Source organism: Rhizobium sp. 10N427 (assembly GCF_056394605.1).
The window spans coordinates 65037-81637 of sequence record NZ_JBFTID010000002.1; the positions used below are offsets into that span (position 1 = coordinate 65037).

Below are 16601 nucleotides of genomic sequence, written 5' to 3' on the forward strand. Positions count from 1 at the left end.
TCGGGCCTCGTGCCCATCTTTCAAATCATTCTGCCGACTGGCAGGAATGCAGATCATAGAAACGGAAGTCCGGCAGCTTGCCCTTCTCGAGCGGATTTGCCGGGGTGAAGGTGATGCGGCGGGTCTCACCGGCCGCCAGATCGAAGGCGTTATCGGAATATTTTCCGTCCTCGTCCGTCTCAATCATCACGAAAAGCGCCAGTCCCTTCGCGGTGACATTGAGACAGACCGAACCGTCCTCCTCGATATACTCGTGCGTGACCTGCAAGCCGGCGGGCTCGAGCTCCAGAGCCTTGTAGGTGCCGTGGACATAATGCCCCTCGCCGCCCATGCCATTCGACGCCGTGAAGCGCCAGGCAAGCAGCGTCCCGTCGGGAATGTCGGACAGGTCGATCGAGGCAGCCGTGACCGCCGCATCCGGCGTGCAGATCGCCTGCACATCCCTGAGATGCTTGCGTTCGCCCTTCATCGTCAGGATCGAGATCGAGAGATCGACGCTGACTTCATCGAGCGTATCGTTGACCAGCGAGAAACGGATCGCCTTGCCGTCGTCAGCAGGGATCGCTGCGACCGCCACCGGCTGGAAGAAGCGCTTGACGAGATAGTGCATCGCCTTCCAGCGGCCGCCGTAATCAAGGCTCGACCACGAGGCGACCGGCCAGGTGTCGTTGAGCTGCCAGTAGATCGTGCCCATGCAATGCGGCTTCAGCGACCGCCAGTATTCCACCGCCGTCTTGATCGCCAGGCCCTGCTGGATCTGGCTGAGATAGACGAAATTCGGGAAATCCTTCGGGAAGCGGAAATAGCGGAACATCGTGCCGGCAATCCGCTCGTTGCCGCCGGCATTCTTCTGGTGCAGCTCCATCACCGGCGATGCGACATTCATGTCCTTCGCGTCCGCATAGGTCTTGATGACAGGCAGCGACGTGTAGGATTGGAAGCCGAATTCCGAGCAGAAGCGCGGCCGCACCGTGCGGTAATTGTCGAACGACTTGTTCTCGTGCCAGACCGACCAGTAATGCATGTCGCCGGAACCATCGGCATGCCAGGCATCGCCGAAATCGAGATAGCCGGAAGCCGGGCTGGACGGCCACCACAGCGCGCCCGGAAGCGCCTTTTTCACCGATTGCTCGATGGTCCGGTTCAGCCGGTCGTAGGAGACGAGGTACCGATCGCGGTCCTTCTTCGATTCGTCGAACCAGGTGAGCGCGCCCACCAGCTCGTTATCGCCGCACCAGAGCGCAATCGACGGATGCGACGACAGCCGCTTGACCTGATAATCGACCTCGACGGCAACGTTATCGAGAAAGTCTTCGGTCGAGGGATAGAGGTTGCAGGCGAACATGAAGTCCTGCCAGACCATCAAGCCCAGCCGGTCGCAGAGATCGTAGAAATAATCCTGCTCGTAGAAACCGCCGCCCCAGACGCGGATCATGTTCATGTTGGCGGCTTTCGCCGATTGCAGCAGGTCTTCGGTCTTCTCCGGCGACGACCGCGAGTAGAGCGCATCGGCCGGGATCCAGTTGGCGCCGCGGCAGAAAATTTCGCGGCCGTTCACCTTGAAAGCAAAGCGGCTACCGGCGGCGTCGGGCGTGGTGATCAGCTCGATGGTGCGAATGCCAATCTGCTTCGTCACCACGTCCGTCGGCAGATCGACGGTCAGTTCGTAGAGCGCCTGCTCGCCGCTGCCCGCCGGCCACCAGAGCTTCGGCTTGTCGATCTGGAAGACGTGATTGACGACAGTCTCCCCGCCGCTGACGCCGACATCGAGGCGCACACGCTCGCCATCCAGCGCAAAATGAACGGGAACGATGCCCGGATTCTTGGAATGGAGCGTCGCCGTGACCAGCACCTCGACACTTCCGTCCAGATTGTGCGTCTGGCGCGTCGTCACCTGCTCGATGCGTGCCGTCTCCAGCTTCCGCAGCGCGATGGTGCCGTAAAGGCCAAGCGGCGCAATCGCGATGTTCCAGTCCCAACCGAAATGGCACTGCGGCTTGCGCAGCAGGTTGCCGTTGGCGATCGGCGAATTGCCGGGATGGTACGGAATGTAGAAAGGCTGCTTGCCCTGCCGGTCGGCGCCCTCGGCGATGCTCGACTTGAAGACGATGCGGATGGTGTTGTCACCGGCCTTCAGCATCGACGAAACATCCGGCCGGTAGCGGCGGAAGCAGTTGTCGGCGGACAGCGCCAGGAAGCCGTTCACGAAGACCGAGGCCACCGTATCGAGATAATCGATATCCAGATACCAGTCGCCCTCGGTCTCCTTCAGCCTGAAGCTGCGCTCGATCGCCCATTCCTGGTGCGCCACCCACTGGATCGTTTCTTCGTTGCGGCCGAAATACGGATCCGGGATGAGCTTGGCGGCATGGAGCGCGGAATGCACATCGCCGGGGATTGCGATCGTGCTTTTGATTTCGCCATCGGCGGAGGCTAGCTGCCAGCTGCCCGCGAGATCGATGGAGGAACCGTTCTTCGGCAAGGACGTCATGATAGTACCCGATCAGGCCGCCTTGGGGGATGCCGGACGAACCGGACCGCGGCCGAATTTGGACGGCCGGAGGGCCGCTATTGAAGATCAGGCGGAGCCATCGCCCCGCCTGTATTGCGATTTAGATACGGTCTTCGCTGGCAGCGTCAAACAGCGATGCAAGCGACATATCGAAGCTGAGCTTGACCGGCGTGCCCGGGGCAAAGCGGCGTGAACCGGCAATGCGCACGGACATCGTATGCCCGGCATGTTTCAGCCACAGCAGGTTGTCGGCGCCCATCGGCTCCTCGATATCGACCGTCGCCTCATGCACCTCGGCGCCGATATTCTCGTTCACCTTGATATGCTCGGGTCGAACGCCGAGAACCACCTTGCGGCCAGGCTGCAGCGACTGCTCGGTCTGATAGCCGTCGAGCGAGAAGGTCACGCCGTTGGAGACGAAGGCCGTCTTGCCACCGGCATTTGTGAGCTCGCCGTGCAGGAAATTCATCGACGGCGAGCCGATGAAGCCCGCGACGAAGAGATTGCGCGGCTTGTTGTAGATCGTCGTCGGATCGGCGAGCTGCTGGATGATGCCGCTCTTCATGATGGCGATACGATCGGCGAGTGTCAGCGCCTCGATCTGGTCATGGGTGACGTAGATCATCGTGTTCTTCAGCGACTGGTGCAGACGCTTGATCTCGACGCGCAGTTCCGAACGGAGTTTCGCATCGAGGTTCGACAACGGTTCGTCGAAGAGGAAGACATCGACATCACGCACCAGCGCACGGCCGATCGCCACGCGCTGACGCTGGCCGCCGGAAAGCTCGGCCGGCTTGCGCTTCAAAAGTGGCTGGATCTGCAGGATTTCGGAAGCGCGGGCGACACGCTTGTCGATCTCGGCCTGCGGGATCTTTGCGACCTTCAGGCCGAAGGACAGGTTCTTCTCGACCGTCATCTGCGGATAGAGCGCGTAGGACTGGAACACCATGCCGATGCCGCGGTCCTTGGGCTCTTCCCAGGTGACGTTCTTGCCCTTGATGTAGATCTGCCCTTCGGACGCGTCGAGCAGACCGGCGATGCAGTTCAACAGCGTGGACTTGCCGCAGCCGGACGAGCCGAGCAGAACCAGGAACTCGCCGTCGTTGATATCGAGGTTCAGGTCCTTGAGGACGCTGACGGCACCGAAATTCAGCGACAGATCTTTGATGGAAACGCTTGTGTTCATGATCAACCTTTCACTGCGCCGGCGGCGATACCGCGGACGAAGAGACGCCCGGACACGAAGTAGACGATAAGCGGCACCAGACCCGTCAGGATCGTTGCGGCCATGTTGACGTTGTATTCCTTCACACCCTGGACGGAATTGACGATGTTGTTCAGCTGAACCGTCATCGGATAGGTGTCAGGACGGGTGAAGACGACGCCGAAGAGGAAGTCGTTCCAGATGCCGGTGACCTGCAGGATCATCGCCACGACGAAGATCGGCAGCGACATCGGCACCATGATGCGCAGGAAGATCTGCCAGAAGCCCGCGCCATCGACACGCGCCGCCTTGAAGAGTTCCTGCGGCAGCGACACGAAGTAGTTGCGGAACAGCAGCGTCAGGATCGGCATGCCGAAGATCGAATGGACGATGACGAGGCCCGTCAGGCTGCCATAGAGGCCGATTTCGCGCAGCACGATAACGATCGGGTAGATCATCACCTGATAGGGGATGAAGGCACCGATGATCAGGATCGAGAAGAACAGTTCCGATCCCTTGAAGCGCCAGTTGGCGAGCGCATAACCGTTGACCGAGGCAATGGCGATCGAGATCACCACCGACGGAACGGTGATGCGCACCGAGTTCCAGAAGCCGCGCGAAAGGCCGTCGCAGTTCAGACCCGTGCAGGCCTCCGCCCAGGCCTTCACCCAGGGTTCGAAGGTGATCTCCATCGGCGGCGAGAAGATGTTGCCCATACGGATCTCGGGCATCCCCTTCAGCGAGGTGACGACCATCACATAGAGCGGCAGCAGGTAATAGAGAGCTGCGATCGTCAGCGTGCCGTAGAGCATGATGTTGCGGCCCGACAGCATCGGCTTCGGCCGCGGCCCACTCGGCCCGGCGCCGAGCTTCGGCTTGATGGCGTCTATGCCGGCAGCAGTGGTGTTGAGGGTTCCTGTATCAGCCACGCTTGCGCCCTCCACCGAATTCCAGATAGGCCCAGGGAACGATGATGATCGCGACCGTGATCAGCATCATCGTCGATGCGGCAAAGCCCTGACCGAGGTTCTGCGCCTGGAACATGTAATCGTAGACGTATTTTGCAGGCACTTCCGACGAGATGCCCGGACCGCCCGAGGTCTGCGCCACGACGAGGTCGTAGACCTTGACGATGCCGGACGCGATGATGACGAGCGTGGTGATGAAAACAGGGCGCATCATCGGGATGACGATGAAGAGATAGGTCTTCCACATCGGGATGCCGTCGACACGCGAGGCCTTCCAGATGTCTTCGTCGATGCCGCGAAGACCCGCCAGCATCAGGCACATGACCAGCCCCGTGCCCTGCCAGAGGGCGGCGATCAGGATGCCGTAGATGACGATCTCGGGCGTATAGAGCGGATTGAAGGTAAAGCTCGTCCATCCCATCGAACGCACCACGGACTGCACGCCGAAATCGGGGTTCAGAACCCACTGCCAGACGAGACCGGTGACGATGAAGGACAGCGCGAAAGGATAGAGGAAAATGGTGCGGAAGGTGTTTTCGAAACGGATCTTCTGATCCATCAGCGCCGCCAGCACGAAGCCGATCACCAGCGAGAAGATCAGCGAGAGAATGCCGTAGACGGCAAGATTCTCGATCGCAGTCACCCAGCGCGGCGCGGCCCAGAGCCGCTCATATTGATCGAAGCCGACGAAGCTCATGCGCGGCAGAAGCTTCGAATTGGTGAAGGAATAGAATACGGTCCAGACCGTGCCGCCGAGGAAGATAACCACCGCGGTCAGGATCATGGGAATGGATGCAATCTTCGCATTCAGATTGCGCAGTAATTGGTTTGGCCGGCCTGCTCGCGCTTGACCCGTCATTGTGGCTCCTCCTGAAATCGCAATCGCGTTTCGTGATCCGGAATGGAAGACGGCCTTGCAGGCGAGCTTCCAATCGTCTCCATCTCAGCGCCGCCCTCTCAAGGACGCCTGAGACCTACCCCGCCCGCCGATCCCGAAGATCAGTGCAGATCCGGCCCTGAAAAGCAGGGCCGGACCGCAAGGGCAGATATACGGGATCAGTCAGCGGAGCCGATGATACCGGCAAAGCGCTTCTGAGCGTCTTCGACAGTCATCGCCGTGGAGAAGAACTCGGAGAAGAGGTCTTCCTTCTGCTTCTGGCTGTCTGCCGAAAGCAGCTGGTCGGTCCATTCGACGACATTGCCCTTGGCAAGGATGTCGAGACCCTTCTTCATGCAGTCGTTGGCAGCGCCGAGATCGACGTCACCACGAACCGGCAGCGAACCCTTCTTCAGGTTGAAGGCAACCTGAGTCTTGGGGTCGAGCAGCGTCTTGGCGAGAACGGCCTGCGCCTTGGACTTCTCTTCGTCCTTCAGCAGCGGGAAGTAGAAGGCATCGCCACCCGTTGCGATCATGTCGGTCACGCCGAGGCCCGGAAGGCAGGTATAGTCCACACCGGCCTTCTGGCCAGCGAGCTGGAATTCGCCCTGCGCCCAGTCGCCCATGATCTGACCGCCGGCCTTGCCGGTGATGACCATATTGGTTGCCTGGTTCCAATCCTGGACGTTGGTGCCCTTGGACATCTTGCGGGCGTCGTCTGCTGCCTTGAAGACCTTGGCGATCTCGGGGCCAGCGGCAACTTCCGCATCCTTGTCCTTGTAGACCTTGTAGAACGTATCCTTGCCGGCGAGAGCCAGCAGCAGAACGTCGAATGCGCCTGCGGACTGCCATGCCTGACCGCCGACGGCGAGCGGCACGATGCCTGCCTTTTCGAGAGCCGGCGCAGCAGCGACCAATTCATCCCAGTTCTTCGGCACTTCGACGCCAGCCTTCTTGAAGGCGGCATTCGAGAGCCACAGCCACTGCCAGGAGTGGATGTTCACAGGGGCGCAATAGATCTTGCCGTCGATGGTGCAGGAATCGAGCAGGTTCGACGGACGGACGATGTCCTTCCAGTGTTCTGCCGTAGCGACATCGGTCAGGTCGCGCATCAGGCCGGCCTGGACGAGTTCTTCAGCCTGACGGCCGTGGTTGAACTGCGTGGCGCCCATCGGATCGCCACCGGTGATGCGGCTGATCATGATCGGACGTGCGGTACCGCCGGAACCTGCAATGGCACCGTCGACCCACTTGTTGCCGGTGGCATCGAATGCCTTGGCGAGTTCTGCGACAGCCGCAGCTTCGCCGCCCGAGGTCCACCAATGGGTGACTTCGAGATCGGTCGCCTGCGCGGCGCTAAACGGAATGATGACCGAAGCGGCAAGCATGGCCGCGAACGAACGGATATTCATGAGTTCTCCTCCCTCACTGAAACGTTGCCGGAAAAACTTAGTGCAATCGATTTTTTGACGCAACAGCCTGCACGTAAAATTTTCTTTAGCGCCTGCGATTGCTACCCATACCTGTCAAAAAGCCAGGAAACGTGCATCTATGGCGCCAACTTGTGCGGTCAATACCGCAGCGCACTTCATGACATAAATGATTGTTATAGCTTATATATTTACAAGTATTCTCAAAAAAATCCAATTGCGACCCTTCGCAGCCGCAAAAAATCTGTGCGATTTCCATCGATTCAACCTATGCGTCTATCCCTGCCCTACAGGCATCAAAAAGTGCTCGACTTTTCTACTGTATCGTTACAGATTTTGTGACTTAGGGAGGAGCGGCTTTTCGATGCGGATGCGCTTACGGCGCGTTCAAAAAGCATCTATAAGCAGACGCAAATCGCGTGAGGGTAGCTTAGACCTATGGAAAACAAGGGAAATTTCGCGGGGGCGGCGACCGTCCAGCGCGAGCGTCCGACGCTGAAGACGATCGCCTTCATGACCGGTCTTGGCATCACCACCGTCTCGCGCGCCCTGAAGGACGCACCGGATATCGGCGCTGAAACCAAGGAGCGGGTGCGCATGGTGGCGCGCCAGCTCGGATACCAGCCAAACCGTGCCGGCGTACGCCTTCGCACCGGCAAGACTAACGTCATCGCCCTGGTTCTCTCGATCGACGAGGAGATCATGGGCTTTTCGAGCCAGATGGTCTTCGGCATCTCGGAAGTGCTGACCGGAACGCCCTATCACATCGTCGTCACGCCGCATTCCCACAGCCGCGATCCGATGGCGCCGGTGCGCTATATTCTCGACACCGGCTCGGCAGATGGCGTCATCATCTCGCGCATTGAACCTGACGATGCACGCGTGCGCCTGCTCGCCGAACAGAACATCCCCTTCGCGACCCACGGCCGCACCGATGCCGGCCTCGTTCATCCCTACCACGACTTCGACAACGAGGCCTTCGCGCACGAGGCCGTGAAGCGGCTGGTCGAGCGCGGCCGCAAGCACATCGCGCTGCTACAGCCGCCGAGCAAGCTCACCTATTACACCCACACGCGGATCGGCTTCCAGACCGGCCTGCACGACTACGGCGCCGAGGAAGTGCCGCTCAGGGTCAATATCGATGCGCCGCTCGACGAGATCAGGAATGCTGTGGAGACGATGATGCGCTCGCCGGGCGCACCTGATGCGATCGTCTGTTCCGCCGGAAGTGCTGCCATCGCCGTCAACGCCGGGATCGAGGCTGCCGGCAAGCGCCTCGGCAAGGATGTCGACATGGTCTCGAAGGAATCCGCCCCGATCCTCAACTGGATCCGCCCCGAGATCATCACCGCTTACGAAGACGTCCGCCACGCCGGCCGCGAAATGGCCAAGGCCGTCATCGCCCGCATCGACGGCATCGAACCGGAACTGCTGCAAAGCGTCAGCAAACCGGTGTGGCCGGATGGGCGACGCCGAGCAGACTGGTAGCCTGACGGCAAGTCCGCCGGGATGGAAGGCACAAAACGGTTCTAGAACCGTTTTGCCGCCCCGACCCTGGCACCGGCCGATGTCTCACCGTCGCCCTCCACATTCAGGAGCAGGCTGGCATCGATCATCCACAGATCGACGGTCTGGATAGACAGGCCGGCCGTGAGCAACCCGAATGCGCCCGATCCGTCCAAACCCGAGAATCCGGCTGTCAGGCCGAGCTTCGGCGTCAGCACCGAACCGCTTTCAACCGTAAACGACCGGGCAATCTCCGCCCCGAGGCTGAGACGGAACTGTTCTTCGTCGAAGCCATCGATCGCGATCATATCGCCGGTGCTGTTGCTGACGGCGTAATCCTCTACCTTCTCGGAGAAGTATACAGCCCGCAGCTTTGGCGTCAGGATGGTGTCGTCATCGATCGCCCATTGCCCCTCGATCGAGGTATCAGCCATCCAGCGCGTCGTATCGAACGTGCCGTCCCAGAAATCCGTATCGATGTCGTTGGACGATCCGCCATAAAGCAGGCTGGTGTTCCAGAACACGTTCTTGCCGATTTCGAAGGAGGCATACGGACCCGCCAGCCAGCCGTTTCCGGTCAGCTCCGCATCGGCATCCGTCGGATCGGTCATACGGTCGTAATGCAGGGAGAAGCCGAGCAGCGCCTTGTCGGAGAGCAGGTAATCCGCTCCCAGGTTGATCATGGCGAAGCTTCCCCACTTTCCGTCATCGGTGGCGCTGTCCCTGTGTGTCAGAAATGCGCCGTCGATCCAGATATTGAAAGGCGAAAGATCGGCATTTTTCCCATCCACCGGCGTGCTGCCCGCCGCTTCCATCTGCGCGAGACTGGTGGAGAAGCCAACTGTCAGTCCGTTCTCGGACGGCATCATGCGTGCGGTCACAGGATTGCTTTCCTGCCCCATTTGGCGGCGCTCGAGAAGGCCCGGCACCTTGATGCTCGAGGAAATCATGTTCTGGCGGCTTTGGACGAAGTCGTGGACCAGATGGTCGATGCTTTCTGCGACCTGGCCTGCAGCGTAGTTGAGGTTATAGGTCACGGTACCGGTGTTCGAATTGCCGAGCGAACTGGTAAGCCGGAAGCCCACTCGAACCTGACCCGAATATGCAGGGTTCGGTGTGAACTGAAGGTACCAGCCGACAGGCGCGAACGATCCCGCTTGCGCCAATTGGCCCTGAATGATCGCCGTGCTGCCGGCATTGGCCGGTTCGACAAAGGTAATGTCAGCTGATGTAAACGGACCGCCCGTCGCCCCGCGGTTGAGATAGACATCAGGCGGCGAGGAACCGGCGGGTACATTCACCACCTTGTCGGTCACCGAGATATCCTGTGCCTTGACCTTCAGTGTGTAGGCCGCGGTGGCAGTCGCATGGTGGCTGTCCTCCGCCTGAATCGTGAAGCTATAGTCTCCTTCGGTATTCGCATGCAGGGGACCGGACAGTGCGCCGGTCGAAATGTTCAGGATCAGGCCGGGCGGCAGGGTCCCTGTCGAAAGACTATAGATCAACGGCGCGGTACCGCCGGTAGTGCTGATAGCCTGGCTGTAGTCCTCACCGGCCATCGCCTCCGGCAGCGCTCCGGCGGCGGGCGTGAAGACAAAGCTCGCGCTACCGGCTGCGTTCACCTGCAGCGAATAGATTGCTGTTCCTGTCGTGCCGTTTGAATCCGTTGCGGTGATGGTGAAGCTGGAGTTTTCGTCTGCTGTCGGCGCGCCGGAGATCGTGCCATCTGTGGCAAGCGACAGACCGGAAGGCAGGGAACCTGCGGTGATGGCGTAGTCGTAGGGAGCGCCGCCACCCGAGGCGGCGATAGTCTTGCTATACGCGATTCCGACTGTGCCTGTTGTCAATGCACCGGCAGCCGGCGCGAAAGTGAATGTCGGCGCCGTCACCGTGATGGTCACCGTTGCCGGTGAAGATGTGCCGGCAGAATTGGTCGCCGTATAGGTGAAGCTGTCAGTGCCCGAATAGCCGGCAAGAGGCGTATAGGTGACCGCCGTACCGGAAACCGTCGCCGTGCCACGCGTACCCGTCAAGTCGACAGCAACCGAAACAGCCGCGCCGCCGGTGATATCGAGCGTGATCGGATTGGCTGATGAATTCGCCGCCACCGTCGCCGAAACCCCGTTGGCGAAGGGAGCCTGGGGGCCGATGGCAAGCGAATAGGATACCGTGCCCGTCGCGCCGTGTGTATCCGTTGCGGTGATGGTGAAGCTGGCGTTTTCGTCAGCTGTCGGCGTGCCGGAAATCGTGCCATCTGTGGCAAGCGACAGACCGGCAGGCAGCGAGCCGGCTGTGACGGCATAAGTATAGGAAATACCGCCACCCGAGGCGACGATCGTCGTGCTGTAAGCGGTTCCGGCCGTGCCTGCCGTCAACGCACCGGCAACCGGCGCGAAAGTAAACGTCGGCGCCGTCACCGTAATGCTGACCGTTGCCGGTGACGATGTGCCGGCGGGATTGGTCGCAGTATAGGTGAAGCTGTCGCCACCCGAATAGCCAGCAGCGGGTGTATAGGTGATTGCCGTGCCGGAAGCCGTCGCCGTGCCGTGGCTTGCCGCCGAGGCGACCGCAACCGAAGCAGGCGTGCCGCCGCTGATCGCGAGCGTGATCGGATTGGCGGACGAATTCGCCGCAACTGTCGCCGATGCCAAACCGGCGACCGGCTTGGTCAATGCGGCTGCCGGCGTGACGGCAGCGGTCGCAGCCGAAGCAGTCCCTGCCCCCATGCTGTTGCTTGCCGTCACCGTGAACGTGTAGGCCGTGCCGTTGCTCAGGCCGGTGACAGTGATAGGGCTCGCTGCCCCCGTCGCCGTCACATTGCCAGGGCTCGACGTTACCGTATAACCGGTGATCGGCGCGCCGCCGTTGCTCGCCGGCGCAGTGAACGAAATCGTCGCCTGCTCGTCGCCCGCAGTCGCCGAACCAATCACCGGAGCGGTGGGAACAACGGCGCTGACTGAGAAGCTCTGGGAAACCGTAGGCGCAGCAAGATAGACGCCGTCGCCCGTCTGGTCGGCATCGATCGTGCAGGTCCCGGTCGAGATGAAGGTCAGCACCCCGCCGCTGGAGATCGTGCAGATACCGGCCGTCGAAGACGTGAACGTCACTGCCAGTGTCGAGGACGAACTCGCCGTGAGCGTCGGCGAGGTGTCGAAGTTCCGCGTGCCCGGGTTGCTGAAAGTGATCGTCTGAGTGCCCTTCGGCGTCACCGAGTTGGACGCTGCTGACGCCACGCCCGCTCCAACGCTGTTGGTCGCCGTGACATAGAAGGTATAGGCCGTTCCATTGGCCAGACCCGAGACTGTGACCGGGCTGGCAGAGCCGGTTGCGGTGATGCTGCCAGGGTTCGATGTGACGGTATAGCCGGTGATCGTTGCGCCACCATTCGACGCGGGCGCCGTGAAGGCAACCGAAGCTTGTTGATTGCCCGCCGTGGCGGTTCCAACCGTCGGCGCGCCGGGCACCTGTTGAACCGTATGCACGACACCGGAGGTGTAGCCGGCACCGGGAGCGTTGCCGGCGCCATCTTTGAGCGCCGCGCCGGACACTAGATCGAGACGAACAGTCCCAGAGCCAGACGTGACCCCGACGGTAACGGTAGCGTCTTGTCCGGAGGTTGTAACGTCGCTGATCGAAGAGACCACCGAGCCTGTTGTCGTCAGCTGAAATGCAGACGTGTCGACACCTGTTACCGGTTCCGAGAACGCCACGGCAAACCTGAGCGTCCCTGCATTCGGCGCCGGGTTCCCGTTCAATGTTATCGAGGACACCGCCGGGCGCACGCCATCGACAAGAATACCGCTGGTGGACGCCACGCTGTTCAATGTCAGATCGGCGGTCATGCCACCATTCGTGATGGTGCCGCTGTTGAATGAAAGCGCGCTGATCGCGATGCCGCTCGGCGCCAGGTCTCCTGCGGCGACGAGATAGCGGAATTTCAAATCCGTCGTGCCGCTGCCCGAGGAGTAGCTTGCCTGCCGTGTCGCTGATCCGATCGTCAAACCCAGTTGCGGCGTTCCGGTGACGCTGACGGCGCTACTGAATTCAACCGTAAACTCCAGAGTGGCGCCAATCGCATAGCTGGCATTTTCCGGAACACCGACAACAGTAACCGTAGGGGATACGGCTGCAGAGGCGCATTGCACGGAAACCGTGAGACTGCCAGAAACCTCGCCGTTGGAGTAGACCAGATGCAGGCCGTCGCGCGTCAAGTCTGTACCGGAGACCGTGGTTGAGCTATTCCCTGAGCTGTACTGCCCGTTTTGATAGCTAACGTACGAATTCGAGAAATCTTGATTTGCTGCGGTAAAATAATTGTTCAAGCTGGGTGCGCTATCTGAGATCGAGAATGATAGCTGATCTGTCGCCAGGAAGTCGGACGCCGGATACACCACCTCCAGAAGGCCACCATCGGTCGTGGCGGGAATATTGACACTATTCCAGTTTGCATTGATCGCCTGACATGCAGGCGATTCAGCAAGCGCCTGCGTTGGGGCAACTGACAGGAACGCGAGCAGAAGAGCTGGGATAAGCAAAAGCCGGCTCTGGGCGAGCGGCGGTGTCTTTACGGCACCCGCCAAAGGCAAGCCCGCTGAGCTGAAAAGCCGAACGGCTAAGCCAGCGGAGCGCGAAAAAAATCTAAGAAGCGCAGTAAGAAAGCCAAGAATGGCCTGTAAAACGATCGGCGCAGACGAGGAAACCCTGTGATCCTCAGGCGGTGATGAAGTATGTACGCGACCGGTTTGAAGCATATCGAAATTTGCTTCTTTGGCGCCTTCGACGCACTCTGCACGTGAACGCATTTTTCCCCACAGGGCATCTGGATCCCCTTGAGGGAACGCATGCCGCAATCGCCTAAAATAAAATAAGTGCCGTCAATGCCGAATTTTATACGAATCGATTAGTCGTTAGGAAAAATTAAACACATTTCGCGAGCAAAATCCGATAGATTTTCGCCGTTAAGTCGTAAATTTCACCATTTAAAGGTAACGTTGCAAGAAAGACGCAGAGTTGTATCCTCGAATGCAACCACTCAACTGAGTTGCCAAGAAAGACCTGCGTCCGGACAATAAAAAAGCCCGGTCGAAACCGGGCTTTTCTCGCTCCAGATAGACAGACCTCAGAAGGTCGCGGCACCGCTGCCCCATGGGCCGTGGTGGAAGTCCTTGCCATCCAGGCGGTCGAAGCCGTGGGCGCCGAAGAAGTCGCGCTGGGCCTGGATCAGGTTGGCAGTGCCACGGCCCTGGCGGTAGGCGTCGAAATAGGTGAGCGCCGAGGTCAGTGCCGGAACCGGGAGACCGGCCTGGAGCGCGGCCGTGACGACGCGGCGCAGCGCCGGGATCGATTCCTTGACCATCTCCGAGAAGGCTGGCGTGACGATCAGGTTGGCCGCATCAGGCGCCTTGGTGAAGGCCGAGGTGATCTCGTCCAGGAACTGCGAACGGATGATGCAGCCGTCGCGCCAGATCTTGGCAATCGTCGGCATCGGCAGCGACCATTTGAACTCGCGGGATGCTTCCGCCATCACCGCGAAGCCTTGCGCGTAAGCGCCGATCTTGGCGGCGAAGAGCGCCAGTTCCAGATCCTTGTCGAGATCAGGACCATAGGCGATCGGGAACTTGTAATCAGGCTTGCCGAAGATCTTTTCAGCAGCTTCGCGCTCGCTCTTCATCGAAGAAATCGAGCGGGCGGCAACGGCGGCTTCGATGGCAGTCGCCGGAATGCCCATGTTCTGCGCTTCGATCGCCGACCACTTGCCGGTGCCCTTCTGGCCGGCCTTGTCGAGGATCATGTCGACCATCGAGCCCTTGGAAATCGGGTCGGTGGCGGCAAGCACCTTCTCGGAAATCTCGATCAGGTAGGAATTCAGGCGGCCCTTGTTCCACTGGCCGAAGATCTTGCTGATATCGGTCGAGCTCTTGCCGAGGCCGTCGCGGAAAATGCCATAGATTTCGGCGATCATCTGCATGTCGGCATATTCGATGCCGTTATGGATCGTCTTGACGAAGTGACCGGCGCCGTCATTGCCGAGCCAGGCAACGCAGGGGTCGCCCTTGTACTTGGCAGCAATCGAGGTCAGCACCTTCTCGACACGCTTCCAGCTGTCTTCCGTACCGCCGACCATGATCGACGGGCCGTGACGCGCACCTTCCTCACCACCGGAGACACCCATGCCGATGAAGGTCAGGTCGGTATCCTTGAGGCGGTCGAAACGGGCGATGGTGTCGCGGAAGTTGGCGTTGCCGGCATCGATCATGATGTCGCCCTTGGAAAGGTAGGGGCGCAACAGCTCCATCTGCTGGTCGACCGGCTCGCCGGCCTTGATCATGATGATGATCGGGCGCGGCGGGCGGATCGCCTCGACGAATTCCTCGATCGTCTTGCACGGAACGATCTGCTTTTTCAGATCACCGGCGCTCTCGTAGAACTCGTCGGTTTTCTCGGGTGTGCGGTTGAAAACCGCGATCTTGTTGCCTTTTTCCGCAATATTCAGCGCCAGGTTGGAACCCATGACGGCAAGGCCGATCAGTCCGATTTCTGCCTTTTCCACGACAATCCTCCGATGAGTCAAATTCGACCGGTGTTGTGGCACTCTAAGCCGGAAACGGCAAGTATCGAAGACGCCAAAATCGGGCCCTCCGGTGGACCCGATCGGCAAGGCGCGATATTGATCGATGGCGATCGCGCGCCATCTCGCATGGGACAGATCAGGCGCAGCCAAGTGCCGGGAGGACTTGATGACAACGATGACCGCAAGGATCGTCCATTGCTCGATCGATCGCGATTGGCAGGACGTCTACGCGTTTGCCGGCGAGCCGGAGAATATGCCGCTCTGGGCATCAGGCCTCGCCTCCGGCCTCGAAAGAGATGGCGACGACTGGATCGCGAAGGGCGTGCTCGGCACCGTCAGGGTCAGCTTCGTGCCGGCCAACAAGTTCGGCATCATCGACCATACCGTGACGATCGAGAGCGGCATGCGCGTCTACAATGCGCTGCGCATCGTTCCCAATGGCGATGGCTGCGAGGTGATGTTCACCCTGCTCAAGCAGCCCGGCATGACGGACGAGCAATTTTCCGCCGATGGCGCTCATGTCGAGAAGGATCTGCATGCGCTGAAGGCGCTGATGGAGAAATAGATGGCCAGTGATCAAACGGTGCTTCGCATCGATTATATCGAATTCAATGTCGCCGATATCGAGGCATCGAAAGCTTTCTATGGGGCGGCCTTCGGCTGGAGCTTCAAAGATTATGGCCCTGCCTATTGCGAATTCAGCGACGGCAGGCTGACGGGCGGTTTCACGACGCTGGACAAGCCCCGGCCGGGCGGCCCGCTGGTCATTCTCTATGCCAGCGATCTGGAAGCCGCTTTGGACGCAACCAGCAAAGCCGGCGGCTCGATCGTCAAGCCGATCACGGCCTTCCCGGGCGGGCGGCGCTTTCATTTCACCGATCCCGACGGCTACGAGCTCGCGGTCTGGAGCAAGGATTGAGCATGGCGGCACAAGCAACCAACCCGAAGGTCGATGCCTATTTCGCCCGCAAGGATAGCTGGCGCGAGGAAAGCGCCAGGCTGCGAACGATTGTCCTCGATTGCGGCCTGACCGAAGAGCTGAAATGGGGCGAACCCTGCTACACGGTTGGCAAGGCCAACATCGTCCTGATCCACGGCTTCAAGGACTACTGCGCATTGCTCTTCTTCAAGGGCGCCTTGATGAAGGACGAGGCCGGCATTCTCATCCAGCAGACGGACAACGTCCAGGCTGCCCGCCAGATCCGCTTTACCAGCGCCGAACAGATCTCCGGCATGGAAAACCTGCTCAAGTCCTATGTGCAGCAGGCGATCGAGGTCGAGAAGGCCGGTCTGAAGGTCGACTACAAGAAGACCACCGAGTTCACGGTGCCGGAAGAGTTTCAGACAAGGCTTGATGGCGACGCGGCCCTCAAAGCCGCCTTCACCGCCCTCACCCCGGGCCGCCAGCGCGCCTATCTGCTGCATTTCGCGCAACCGAAGCAATCGAAGACCCGCGAGTCCAGGATCGACAAGGCTATCCCGCAGATATTCGAGGGCAAGGGGCCCAACGATTAGCCATTCCCGGCACGTCGC

At 60.2% G+C, this 16601-nt stretch carries 11 protein-coding genes; 4 read left to right on the forward strand and 7 right to left on the reverse strand.

Annotated features, from left to right (window positions below; translation table 11 throughout):
* Positions 1 to 25: 25 nt before the first annotated feature.
* The 5 genes from AC1DIJ_RS04795 to AC1DIJ_RS04815 form a co-directional block, all read right to left on the reverse strand.
* Positions 26 to 2491 (reverse strand): glycoside hydrolase family 2 protein, encoded by a 2466-nt coding sequence (locus AC1DIJ_RS04795; protein ID WP_112387129.1) that lies wholly within the window; start codon positions 2489 to 2491, stop codon positions 26 to 28.
* Between the two features lie 121 nt (positions 2492 to 2612).
* Positions 2613 to 3698: an ABC transporter ATP-binding protein gene (locus tag AC1DIJ_RS04800; protein WP_112387128.1), complete on the reverse strand. Its 1086-nt coding sequence runs from the start codon at positions 3696 to 3698 to the stop codon at positions 2613 to 2615.
* A 2-nt stretch (positions 3699 to 3700) separates the two neighbouring features.
* The gene (locus tag AC1DIJ_RS04805) at positions 3701 to 4645 is read right to left on the reverse strand and encodes a carbohydrate ABC transporter permease (RefSeq protein ID WP_112387127.1); all 945 of its coding nucleotides are present in this window, start codon (positions 4643 to 4645) and stop codon (positions 3701 to 3703) included.
* Positions 4638 to 5543 carry a carbohydrate ABC transporter permease gene (locus AC1DIJ_RS04810; protein ID WP_112387126.1) on the reverse strand — a complete coding sequence of 302 codons (906 nt, stop codon included), beginning with the start codon at positions 5541 to 5543 and terminating at the stop codon, positions 4638 to 4640. Before AC1DIJ_RS04810 ends, AC1DIJ_RS04805 begins: the two co-directional genes overlap by 8 nt.
* Before the next feature lie 197 nt (positions 5544 to 5740).
* Positions 5741 to 6973 (reverse strand): ABC transporter substrate-binding protein, encoded by a 1233-nt coding sequence (locus AC1DIJ_RS04815; RefSeq protein ID WP_112387125.1) that lies wholly within the window; start codon positions 6971 to 6973, stop codon positions 5741 to 5743.
* A gap of 456 nt (positions 6974 to 7429) precedes the next feature.
* On the opposite strand from AC1DIJ_RS04815, the gene AC1DIJ_RS04820 reads away from it, so the two are divergent.
* Positions 7430 to 8479: a LacI family transcriptional regulator gene (locus tag AC1DIJ_RS04820; RefSeq protein ID WP_112387124.1), complete on the forward strand. Its 1050-nt coding sequence runs from the start codon at positions 7430 to 7432 to the stop codon at positions 8477 to 8479.
* A 41-nt stretch (positions 8480 to 8520) separates the two neighbouring features.
* Here AC1DIJ_RS04820 and AC1DIJ_RS04825 read toward each other — a convergent pair whose 3' ends face one another.
* On the reverse strand, positions 8521 to 12708 hold the full coding sequence (locus AC1DIJ_RS04825) for a putative Ig domain-containing protein (RefSeq protein ID WP_162705949.1): 4188 nt from the start codon (positions 12706 to 12708) through the stop codon (positions 8521 to 8523).
* Between the two features lie 908 nt (positions 12709 to 13616).
* Complete coding sequence (gene gndA / locus AC1DIJ_RS04830) at positions 13617 to 15047, reverse strand: NADP-dependent phosphogluconate dehydrogenase (protein WP_112387122.1); 1431 nt, start codon at positions 15045 to 15047, stop codon at positions 13617 to 13619.
* A 187-nt stretch (positions 15048 to 15234) separates the two neighbouring features.
* On the opposite strand from gndA, the gene AC1DIJ_RS04835 reads away from it, so the two are divergent.
* Genes AC1DIJ_RS04835 through AC1DIJ_RS04845 form a run of 3 tightly spaced genes read left to right on the forward strand, consistent with a single transcriptional unit; the run spans position 15235 to position 16583 of the window.
* Positions 15235 to 15633, forward strand: a complete 399-nt coding sequence (locus AC1DIJ_RS04835) for an SRPBCC family protein (protein ID WP_112387121.1) — start codon at positions 15235 to 15237, stop codon at positions 15631 to 15633.
* Positions 15634 to 15987 carry a VOC family protein gene (locus AC1DIJ_RS04840; protein WP_112387120.1) on the forward strand — a complete coding sequence of 118 codons (354 nt, stop codon included), beginning with the start codon at positions 15634 to 15636 and terminating at the stop codon, positions 15985 to 15987.
* 2 nt (positions 15988 to 15989) lie between these two features.
* Entirely contained in the window at positions 15990 to 16583 is a 594-nt protein-coding gene (locus AC1DIJ_RS04845) for a DUF1801 domain-containing protein (protein WP_112387119.1), read from the forward strand.
* The last annotated feature ends 18 nt before the right edge of the window (positions 16584 to 16601 follow it).